This is a genomic window from Pseudomonas sp. R5-89-07 (assembly GCF_003851685.1).
Lineage (GTDB): Bacteria > Pseudomonadota > Gammaproteobacteria > Pseudomonadales > Pseudomonadaceae > Aquipseudomonas.
Window position 1 is genome coordinate 4,133,210 of the sequence record NZ_CP027727.1, and the last position, 10,886, is coordinate 4,144,095.

The 10,886-nt window shown below is 60.9% G+C and carries 8 protein-coding genes; 3 read left to right on the forward strand and 5 right to left on the reverse strand.

Annotated elements, in window-relative coordinates:
• Positions 1–67: 67 nt before the first annotated feature.
• From C4J94_RS18830 to C4J94_RS18845, 4 genes are all read right to left on the reverse strand, one after another.
• Positions 68–1,468, reverse strand: coding sequence for an aspartate aminotransferase family protein (locus tag C4J94_RS18830; protein WP_124387540.1), 1,401 nt, complete (start codon positions 1,466–1,468; stop codon positions 68–70).
• Between the two features lie 245 nt (positions 1,469–1,713).
• Positions 1,714–2,481, reverse strand: a complete 768-nt coding sequence (locus C4J94_RS18835; RefSeq protein WP_124387541.1) for an N-acetylmuramoyl-L-alanine amidase — start codon at positions 2,479–2,481, stop codon at positions 1,714–1,716.
• A 123-nt stretch (positions 2,482–2,604) separates the two neighbouring features.
• Positions 2,605–3,924 (reverse strand): ATP-binding protein, encoded by a 1,320-nt coding sequence (locus C4J94_RS18840; protein WP_124387542.1) that lies wholly within the window; start codon positions 3,922–3,924, stop codon positions 2,605–2,607.
• The gene (locus C4J94_RS18845; protein WP_124363741.1) at positions 3,924–4,604 is read right to left on the reverse strand and encodes a response regulator; all 681 of its coding nucleotides are present in this window, start codon (positions 4,602–4,604) and stop codon (positions 3,924–3,926) included. The genes C4J94_RS18840 and C4J94_RS18845 overlap by 1 nt, the downstream gene beginning before the upstream one ends.
• Positions 4,605–4,779: 175 nt before the next feature.
• On the opposite strand from C4J94_RS18845, the gene dsbD reads away from it, so the two are divergent.
• Genes dsbD through dsbG form a run of 3 tightly spaced genes read left to right on the forward strand, consistent with a single transcriptional unit; the run spans position 4,780 to position 8,089 of the window.
• Positions 4,780–6,507 carry a protein-disulfide reductase DsbD gene (gene dsbD / locus C4J94_RS18850; protein ID WP_124387543.1) on the forward strand — a complete coding sequence of 576 codons (1,728 nt, stop codon included), beginning with the start codon at positions 4,780–4,782 and terminating at the stop codon, positions 6,505–6,507.
• Positions 6,507–7,352 carry a TlpA disulfide reductase family protein gene (locus tag C4J94_RS18855; RefSeq protein WP_124387544.1) on the forward strand — a complete coding sequence of 282 codons (846 nt, stop codon included), beginning with the start codon at positions 6,507–6,509 and terminating at the stop codon, positions 7,350–7,352. Before dsbD ends, C4J94_RS18855 begins: the two co-directional genes overlap by 1 nt.
• Positions 7,328–8,089, forward strand: a complete 762-nt coding sequence (gene dsbG, locus C4J94_RS18860; RefSeq protein ID WP_124387545.1) for a thiol:disulfide interchange protein DsbG — start codon at positions 7,328–7,330, stop codon at positions 8,087–8,089. The genes C4J94_RS18855 and dsbG overlap by 25 nt, the downstream gene beginning before the upstream one ends.
• A 60-nt stretch (positions 8,090–8,149) precedes the next feature.
• Here the strand turns inward: dsbG and C4J94_RS18865 are convergent, their stop codons facing one another.
• Positions 8,150–10,852, reverse strand: coding sequence for a hypothetical protein (locus C4J94_RS18865; protein WP_124387546.1), 2,703 nt, complete (start codon positions 10,850–10,852; stop codon positions 8,150–8,152).
• Positions 10,853–10,886: the final 34 nt, after the last annotated feature.

Genomic DNA, 10,886 nt, shown 5'->3' on the forward strand with positions numbered 1-10,886 from the left:
TCCAAAGGCTGGCGGCGCACCATGCGCCGCACTGATATCTGTAGAAACGTACCAAGGGCCAGAAAAATTAGAGCCCGGCGAGCGCCGCCGCCAAGGCGCGCCCGAAGATCTCGGCGACCTGGTCGACCTCAGCGGCGGTGATCACCAGCGGCGGCAGGAAGCGCACCACGCTGCCATGCCGACCGCCCAGCTCGAGAATCAGGCCGCGCTTGAGGCATTCACGTTGCACCAGCGGCGCGAGCTGACGATGCACGGGCGGGTGGCCCTGGATGTCGCGCGTGCCATCCAGGTCTACCAGCTCCACGCCGAGCATCAGCCCACGCCCGCGAATATCCCCCAGTTGTGGGAAGTCGCGCTGCAGTAGGCGCAGGTGTTCGCCCAGGCGCTCGCCCATCACCGCCGCATGCCCGGCCAGGTCGTGTTCCTTGAGGTAGCGCATCACCGCGGAACCGGCCGCCATTGCCATTTGATTGCCGCGGAAGGTCCCGGCATGGGCACCCGGCAGCCAGGTGTCGAGCCAGTCGCGGTACACCACCACCGCCAGCGGCAGGCTGCCGCCGATGGCCTTGGACATCACCACCACGTCCGGGATGATACCGGCGTGCTCGAAGGCGAACATCTTGCCGGTGCGACCAAAACCGCTCTGGATTTCATCGACGATCAGCGCGACACCCGCCTGTTCGGTGATACGCCGCAGGCCGCGCAGCCAATCGAGGTCCGCCGGAACCACGCCGCCCTCGCCCTGCACCACTTCAACGATCACCGCCGCTGGCGGCAACACGCCGGCTTCCGGATCGTTGAGCAGATTTTCCAGGTAATGCAGGTTGACCCGCACGCCCTCTGCACCACCCAGGCCAAACGGGCAACGGTAGTCGTAGGGGAAGGGCAGAAACTGCACGCCATTGCCGAGTAATGCGCCCAAAGGCTTCTTCGGCCCGAGGCTGCCCATCAGGCTCAACGCGCCCTGGCTCATGCCGTGATACCCACCCTGGAACGACAACACCGTACTGCGCCCGGTGGCGGTGCGCACCAGCTTCAGGGCCGCTTCCACCGCATCGGTACCGGTGGGGCCGCAGAACTGGATTTTCGCTTCTCGCGCCAATTGCGGCGGCAACAGGCCGAACAGGTCTTGCACGAACTGATCCTTGACCGGCGTGGTCAGGTCCAGGGTGTGCAACGGCAACTCATCGCTCAAGACCTGTTGAATGGCCTGGATCACCACCGGGTGGTTATGGCCGAGCGCCAGGGTGCCGGCGCCGGCCAGGCAATCGATGAAACGGCGGCCTTCCACATCTTCGACGTAGATACCCTTGGCCCGCTTGAGCGCCAGGGGAATGCGCCGAGGGTAACTGCGGGCGTTGGACTCCTGCTGGCGCTGGCGGGCCAGCAATGGGCTGTCGTCGAACTGGTAGAGCGTTTCGCTGACGTGCACAGGCGCGGCTTCGATGGGGCTGGTGGCGACTGACATCTCTCGATCCCTCAATACGCGGGTGATGGGGGTCATCCGTGGGGGGTGAGGAACGCGCACGGATTTCATGTTCTGAAGACGCATCAGGCTCGAGGGGATTTAGGGGTTTGCTCGGACTTACCGCTGTATACAGATCAAAATGTGGGAGGGGGCTTGCCCCCGATTGCGGTGTATCAGCCAGCCAATGTTTAGCTGACACACTGCTATCGGGGGCAAGCCCCTCCCACATTTGAGGGGTGTTTGGCTTAAAGCCCGCGGTATTTTTCATTCAGCGCGTACAGGATCGCGCAGGTCTCGGCGTCCAGAAGCCCACTGTAATCGCGCGCCCGGAAGTGCATTTGAAACGCTCGAGTGCGCTGTTCGAAGGCCTGGCGATTCCATGCCGGTTTGTATCCATAACGCTGGAATGCCCGCTCTACCTCAACTTCCGGCGGCAACCCCAGGCAAAACCGGCGCTGGTACATCGCGCGGGTCGCCTCGTCAAACCAGGCCCCTATCCCGGCTTCATGCAGGCGCCGCCAGGGCAGCCGGGGCCCCGGGTCGCTCTTGCGCCAGTACGCCACATCCGAATGCCCGAGAACATCGACCGGGCAGATGTGCGCGTATCGCTCGAGAATGTCGCGCACCAGCGCAATCAAAACCTGCACCTGTTCCTCGCGATACGCCGGGAAGGTAAACACGCCTTGGTCATCGCGCGCCAGGTTGACGATTTCGATGCCAATCGCACGGCTATTGAGGTTATCTCGCCCGTCCCAATGACTCGCCCCGGCATGCCAGGCGCGCTTGTCCTCGGGCACCAGGCGAAACACGCGCAGTTCGTCATAGCCGGCGGCGCGGTAAGCGGGCTCATCGGGATCGGGCAGCAGGTAGTGAGCGCTGACCCCGTTCTGCGTCAGCGTGCGCAAGGACGATGCAAAGGGTGCCGCAGTGTAATGCAGGATCACCTGCCCCACGGGCTCGCCGTTACGTTCGTTGAAATCCCTGGCAGGGAAACTGGTATCGATGACCAACATAAGATCCGTCCTTTTCAGTACGGGCCGAATCATTCGGCCCTTTCAAGCGCAAAAAAATTACCGCCATCCTGAAGGCTTGAGCCTCAGGCGGGCGGTAACTATTTGGCACGTGCAGAAAAGCGATCAGCGACGCAACGGCATACCCAGTTCAACCCGCAGGCCATCCACCTGGCTGTCGAATTTTAACGAGCATGAGCAGCGCTGGACGATCGCTTGAACGATCGCCAGGCCCAGGCCACAGCCTTCGCTGCTGCCGTTGCGCCAGAAGCGTTGGGTCAGGTATTGCAGGTCCTCACTGGAAATCTGCGGGCCATGGTCCCGCACGCGAAATACCACACTGTCAGCGGTGGAAAATACCTTCAGTTCCACACGCGTATCGGCAGGGGTATGGCGCAAGGCATTGTCCAGCAGGTTGCGCAAAGCCGCGACGGCCAGGCCCACAGGCATGTCCACCGGTGTGTCGGTCAGCTCGTCCGCCAGGATCAGGTCGATGCGCGAACTGTCGCCGGCGCTGGCATCCTGGATCGCCAGCCTGGCGACTTCCTCGGCGCTTGACTGCAAACCATCATCGAACGACAAGCTGCCCTCGACCCGTGCCAGCAGCAACAGTTGCTCCAGGGTGCGATGCAAGCGGTCGGCACCTTCCTCGGCGTGGGCCAGGGATTGGTCACGTGCCGCGCCCTCGGTCATGCGGGCCACTTGCAGGTGGGTCTTGATCGCCGTCAACGGGCTGCGCAGCTCATGGGCGGCGTCGCCGGTCAGGCGGCGTTCGCGCTCGATGGCCTTGGCGATGCGTTGCAACAGCTGGTTCTGGGTGTCGAGCAGCGGCTTGAGTTCACTGGGCAGCGGGTGGATCTGCAACGGCTCGAGGGAGTCGGCGCTGCGGCGCATCAAGGCGTCACGCATGCGATTGAGCGGCACCAGGCTCTGGCCGATGCCCAGCCACAGCAGGCACAGGCAGCCCAGCAAGGCCACGCCGACCGGCACCGACGCCGCGAGCAGGATCGACAGGTTCAACGCCTCGCGCTCCACCTGACGGTCGGCCGTGGTGATCAGCAGGTCACCACGGGACAGGGTGAAGCTGCGCCACCCCACGCCATCGATCATCTGGTCGCGAAAACCGCTCTTGCGCGACTCCAGCCCCTCATCCGGCGTGGTATGGCTGCGCGCCAGGACTTCACCGCGCAAGGAACTGACCTGGCAGGCCATGCCCCCAGGCACGTTGAGTTGTTCGGTGCGCAAATGGGTGCCTGCGCCTACGCTGGCCAGGCCCGGCATCTGTTCGGTCAGCCCGGCGACCATGCGCGCCGAGGCCACCAGGCGCTGGTCAAGGGAAAACATCATCTGGTTGCGCAGGTCATTGAGCATCCAGGCCGCCGCCAGGGCCCAGATCAACACAAAAGCGGCGCCGAGCTTGAACGTCAGGCGCAGGCGCAGGCTCATCACGAAGCGTCCTCTCCCGCATCGGCCGGGCCCAGGCGATAACCGAGGCCGCGTACGGTTTCGACGATGCCATTGCCCAATTTGCGCCGCAGATGGTGGATGTGCACGTTGAGCGCGTTGCTTTCCAGTTCGTCGTTGAACCCGTAGACGCTGTCCTTGAGTTGCTCACTGGAGAGCACACGGCCCTTGTTGTGCAGCAACGCCTGCAACAGCGCCTGTTCACGGCGCGACAGGTCCACCGGCTGGCCGCCCAGGAAGGTCTCGCGGCTGCTGGGGTCATAGGCCAGGCGGCCATGCTCGATCAGGTTGACGCTGCGCCCCGCCACGCGACGCAGCAGGGTTTGCAGGCGGGCGGCGAGTTCGCGCAGGTCGAAGGGTTTGAGCAGGTAATCATCGGCGCCCGCCTGCAAACCGTCGACACGGTTGGTCACCGAATCGCGTGCGGTGAGGATCAGCACCGGAATCTCCAGGCCCTGGCTGCGCTGTTGCTGCAGCAGTTTCAAGCCGTCTTCGTCGGGCAGGCCGAGGTCGAGCACCATAATGTCGAAGGTCGCCGCCCTGAGCATCGCCCTGGCCGCCGCGGCCGTGCCCACGCGTTCGACCGTGAAGCCCTGGGCGGTGAGGCCGGCCACAATGCCGCTGGCGATCAGTTCGTCGTCTTCACAGACCAGTACGTGCATGCTGAACCCTTCATGAAAGATGCGGGTGATTAGAAAAGGCACGGATTAAGCGCACATTATGCCGCTAACTTCGCAACACCCGATAATCCCTACGTTCTAGAATAGCCCCGGTTAATCATCGGTTAATCAGCACCACACATTGTGTGCCTCACTTGTATCGAACTAAGGCTGGACCATGCGGCATCTATTGACCTTTCTGCTGGTGTTGTTCGCGGGGCTGGCCCAGGCCGCGCCGGGCAACCCTTTCGAGACCAAACCCGATTTTCTCCCGGTGGGCAAAGCCTTCACGTTTACCTCCGAACGTCTTGAAAGTGGCGAGACCCAGCTGTATTGGCAGATTGCCGACGGTTATTACCTGTACCAGCAGCGCATGAAATTCGACGGCCTGGCCGAGAAGCCGGTGTTGCCCCAGGGGGAAGCCCACAGCGATGAATTCTTCGGCGAACAGCAGGTGTATCGCCAGGGCCTGGAAGTGAAGATCCCGGCCGGCACCACCGGCCAGGTCAGGCTGGGCTGGCAGGGCTGCGCCGATGCCGGCCTGTGCTACCCGCCGCAATCGATCACCGTGGACCTGGGCGGCAACCCGGCGGTCGCTGCCACCGCCCAGGCCCAGGACCAGAGCCTGGCCAGCGGCCTGCAACAGCGTAGCCTGGGCTGGAGCCTGCTGATCTTTTTCGGCCTGGGCCTGTTGCTGGCATTTGCGCCCTGCTCGCTGCCGATGCTGCCGATTCTCGCGGGGCTGGTGGTAGGCAGCGGCGCCAGCCCGCGTCGCGGCTTTGCCCTGGCCAGCAGCTACGTGGTGTGCATGGCCCTGGTGTATGCCGCGCTGGGCGTGATGGCCGCGTTGCTCGGCGGCAACCTTGCCGCGCTGCTGCAAACCCCGTGGATCCTCGGCAGTTTCGCCGCGTTGTTCGTGGTCCTGGCCCTGCCGATGTTCGGCTTCTTCGAGCTGCAACTGCCGGCCTTCCTGCGTGACCGCCTCGACAACGTCAGCCGCAAGCAAAGCGGTGGCAGCCTGATCGGCGCTGGCGTTCTCGGTGCGTTGTCCGGCCTGCTGGTGGGCCCGTGCATGACCGCGCCCCTGGCCGGCGCCCTGCTGTATATCGCCCAGAGCGGCAATGCGCTGCACGGTGGCCTGATCCTGTTCGCCATGGGCATCGGCATTGGTATTCCGTTGTTGCTGCTGGTCACCGTGGGCAACCGTTTCCTGCCCAAGCCGGGCACCTGGATGAACGTGCTCAAGGGCATCTTCGGCTTCCTGTTCCTCGGCACCGCCGTGCTGATGATTCGCCCGGTGGTTGGCGAAAGCCTGTGGATCGGTCTGTGGGGCGCCCTGGCGCTGGTCATGGCCTATTGCGGCTGGACGCTGGCCCGTGAGCGCGGCCTGGCTGCCAAGATGTTTGGCGCAGGCTCCGTGGTGCTGGGCCTGTGGGGCGCGGTGCTGGTGGTGGGCGCGGCGGGTGGCAGCGATGAGCTGTGGCAACCGCTGAAGGTCTACAGCGGCTCGCGGGTGGCTGCCACCGCCAGCGCTCACGATGCATTCATGACGATCAATGACCCCGCCGTGCTGCAAAGCCAGCTCGACAGCGCCAAGGCCCAGGGCCAGTGGGTGCTGGTGGATTACTACGCCGACTGGTGCGTGTCGTGCAAGATCATGGAAAAACAGGTATTCGGCAAACCCGAAGTGATGGACGCGCTGAAAGACGTGCGCCTGCTGCGCCTGGACGTTACCGCCGACAACGCCGCCAGTCGCGAGCTGCTCGGCCGCTATAAAGTGCCTGGGCCGCCGAGCTTCGTCTGGATCGGCCCGGACGGTGAAGAGCGTCGCGCCCATCGCATCACTGGCGAAGTGGATGCCGCCGCCTTCCTGCAACGCTGGACACAAACCCGAGACGCGCGCTGATGCTGACCCTCACCATCGGCACCTTCGCCATCGCCCTGAATCACATCCTGCTGATCAGCGCGCTGATCCTCGCCACCCTGGTGGGCTGGCGCGTGGCCAAACGTGGCGGTGAAAACCCGGAGTCGGTGCTGTTCAGCCTGTTCCTGCTGGGCATGCTCACCGCCCGCGTCAGCTTTGTGCTGATGTACTGGAGCGAGTACAGCAACGACTGGCTGCAGATGGTCGACCTGCGCGACGGCGGCTTTCTCGCCTGGCCCGGGATTATCGCCTTGGTGCTGGGTGCGCTGGCCTACGGTTGGCGGCGCCCGGCCCTGCGCAAGCCGCTGAGTGCCGGGGTGATCAGCGGTCTGCTGTTCTGGGGCCTGGCCAGCCTGTCCCTGAACCTTTACGACAAAGGCTCGCAACTGCCGGATATCACCTTGCGCGACGCCAACGGCAACGTGGTGCAACTGGCCGACTATAAAGGCGGCCCGCTGGTGATCAATCTATGGGCCACCTGGTGCCCGCCGTGCCGCCGCGAAATGCCGGTACTGGAACGCGCCCAGCACCAACGTCCGGACGTCACCTTCCTGTTCGTCAACCAGGCCGAGAGCATGCAGAGCGTCAGCACTTACCTGGCCACCCAGGGCCTGAACCTCGACAACGTGCTGTTCGACGCCAGCGGTCGCCTCGGCCAGGCCGTCGGCTCCATGGCTTTACCCACCACGCTGTTCTATACCGCCGACGGACGCCTGATCAACAGCCACCTTGGCGAGCTGTCCCAAGCCAGCCTGGCACGTGCCATGGAACCCTTCGACACCGCCCCACAAAGGAAACCCACATGCCTCGCCTCCGCCACCTGCTGACCCTGCTGCCTTTGACGCTGGCCGCCACCCTGGCCCAGGCCGAAGACTGGCCGGCCCCGATCAAACAGATCGAAGCCAAGGGCGCCAAGATCCTCGGCAAATTCGACGCCCCCAGCGGCCTCACCGGCTACGCGGCGCAATACCAGAACCGCGGCATGGCGCTGTACCTGACCGCCGACGGCAAAAGCGTGCTCGCCGGCAACCTGTACGACGCCCAGGGTAATGACCTGAGCAGCGCGCCCCTGGAAAAACTGGTGTACGCGCCGATGGCCAAGGAGGTCTGGGCCAAGATGGAAAAGAGCAGCTGGATCCAGGACGGCGACGTCAACGCGCCGCGTACCGTCTACCTGTTCAGTGACCCCAACTGCCCCTACTGCAACATGTTCTGGGAACAGGCCCGCCCGTGGGTGAAGGCCGGCAAGGTGCAACTGCGCCACATCATGGTCGGCATCATTCGCGAAGACAGCCCCGGCAAATCCGCCGCGCTGTTCGCCGCCAAGGACCCGCAAAAAGCCCTGGAAGAACACGAAGCCGCCGGCAAGGGCAGCAAGTTGCAGGCGCTGGCCAAGATCCCGGCCGATATCGAAGCCAAGCTCGATGCCAATATGAAGTTGATGGAGGAGCTGGAATTGTCGGCGACGCCGGCGATTTTCTATCTGGACGACAAGGGTGGCTTGCAGCAACAGCAAGGGGCGCCGTCGCCGGATAAGTTGGTGAAGATACTTGGGGCAAAGTGATAGATTCTGACCGTCAAACAAAGAATGCCCGCTATAAACGCGGGCATTCTTATTCGGCCGCTACAACTCCTCTACAAGGAAATCATCCATCAGGTAATCGTTGCCGGTACCTCGCTCATCCATTTCATTGCTATAAATATCCAACAGGACCGGCTTCGCCTCGGGTGCCACGAACGTGAAACTGAGGGTGTGCCAAGCCGTATCGATCAGCTCCAGTTCTGGCGTTTTTGCTTGACTATCTTTTCGTAGCAATAGTTTAGGCGTGGGGTTGGCGGTATTAAATCGGCGGACCCTCACAGTAAACTTATACGTATGGTGCGGTTCAAGGTCCGTAAAAGTCTTCTGCAAGATAGGGCCGACATTTCGTTTTGAATACGTATAATTTTTTACCGCGAACCCATCGAGTTGCGGTTCGAAGCTGATATCTCTCGGATCCGGCGCGCCCGTCCCCACTTCCCAACCTTCCAGGGTTTGGCTATTGAAATTGGCCATTTGACGATAGCGTTTTCTGAATTGCAGCTTCAATGACTGAAATTCAAGCGCGTCGCTCTCAAGAAGGCTTTTATCCGTCGTGCATTTAAACTTGAACTCGATGAAAGACTTATCTTTGAATTTCTCCAAATCCGCACGTGGAATCTTCCGCGACAACTTATACAAATCACCCGCCTCTATGGGGGCCCTGTGCATTATAGTTACCGTATGGGGTTCATTATCATCATCGACCCCAGTGCATGTCATGTACGAAATCTGACCCTCAAGAATAAACCACCACGCCCACTTGATTTCGGGATCGGATGTCTTGATGAAGACCTCTGGCTCATCATCAAAGGTGCGCAGATCCAATATGCATTTTTCTTGCTGGGGGGTCGCTTGACGCACCATCGGCCGTGGACGCCTTTCTTTTACCGGCACGCTGACATTCAACTTCAGCGCGTCGGAGAACGTCTGTTTACACGCATTTTCCACACTATAGGTAATCGATATCTGCTTGTTAATGCCCTCGATCACAAGTTGCCTGGATGCAAGAAAAATGAACGGTGAATTCGTGCCTGGCTTCAAGGGCAGTGACACGCAACTGCCATCGGGCCCGCACCATTGCGCAGCAAGCTTTTGATTGGGTTCGTTGTCCGGATGATGCACTTCGACATTCGCACCTTCGCGCGCATTCCACCCTGTCAATTCGCCACCCACGGCTTCGGTGACTGTCGGCGGTTTTAACACCGGATGTTCCTGTTGAATCGTGAATGATTGCACCGGAAATTTCATAGCGGAATTGAAATCACACTTACCATTAAAACTCGCGGCAAAATGCAGTTCAAAATCAGTGCAATCCGCAAGACTTTTCAGTTCGCGGCGTAGGATAGGCGTGTCAACGCCATTGACCAACCATTGTGCGTTGAGGGGCTGGGCGTGCAATATATCGAACTTGTAGTCTTTACCAGACTTATTTTTTCCGCACCCCCACATCCAGCAACAGTCGCCCTCTTTTGCGTACTCCCAAGGGGGTACCACGCCCTTTGCGTCGTTTTTGAAGGTACTCAGGTCAACCACCCCCACTGTTGCTTCTTTAATATCCGGCGTGGTCAGTTGCGGAGCTAACACCTTGATTTGACGGTTAGGGGAAGATTGAGGTTGATAACTATTGAACTGGAGGTTGTAGTTCAGCGTGAGCGACTCTTTGAACAGCGCTGCGAAAATGTCGGGTGCGACATCGAATGACAGGCTCGTCTCGCCTTTCTTTACGTCCTTGCAACCGAGTGCCACCGGCCCATAATCCGGGCCCGACGCATAGGCACAGACATGGTCGCCCTCGAACATACCGTCATAGTTAACGATTGCATGCCCGCCGTTGACCGTATTGGTAGGATTGACCTGCCATTGACCTGGCGGTAGCTCCACCGACTCCCTCAAGTGGGGCGGTCTCAGTTCCTGTTCGGGGTCGACCAGCAACAACGAGGTAGTGCGCAGATGGAAGTCCTCGGCGTTAACAGGCAGCGGATTTTCCAGCAGTGGGTCGTCTGGCTGAGGAAACACCGGCGCACTCTTATCCCAAATCACGCCCATATGGACGGTGATCGCCGAGTAATCCTCCAGCCTGGACAGCCAGGCGCGCGATAGAGGGAACCTGAAAATCTGCTCGGGACGAGCCTCATGAGGCTGCACTACGTGGTCCAACGCTACCCAAATGAAGCGATACGGTGCGACGTGCTGGTTTCCCGCGACAGCCACAAACAGGCGCTGGCCTGGGGAGATCATTGGCCACGCCTGGATGGCAACAGATTCATTGCCTAGGAACTCATGCATCCGCAGATACCAGGTATTCCATTCATTGCGCGCATGCACGAACACCGGCCTGGAGACGACGAGATCTTCCTCCCTGATCTGTTGGACTTCCAACTCCAGCGTCAAGGACTCCAGCGCCCGCCCTCCTGCATTAGCCGTGTATCTGAACAATACCGTGTGCCCAATGCAGTAGCTGATGTCCTGTGCGGAAATGTCGACGACATCAACCCCGTTTTCGACAGAAACCGGCTTGAAGCTCGGCTCATCCTGGTCCTTGATCGCCATGTAGAACATGACATTGGTGGCATTCGCCGGCAGGGTCAGCGTGGCCGTCGTGCCATCAATTGCCTTGATGGGATACAGCAGGCTGTTGTTCTCAGCGTACTGAATAATCGGATAGGGCAGTTCCGTTTCCACTGTTGGCGCCACCTTCGCCGCCTCGACGAACATGTTTTTCTCAGAGGGTATTTTTCTCGCCACGATAAGACTCCTGTCCAGCGTTAGATCACCGTCG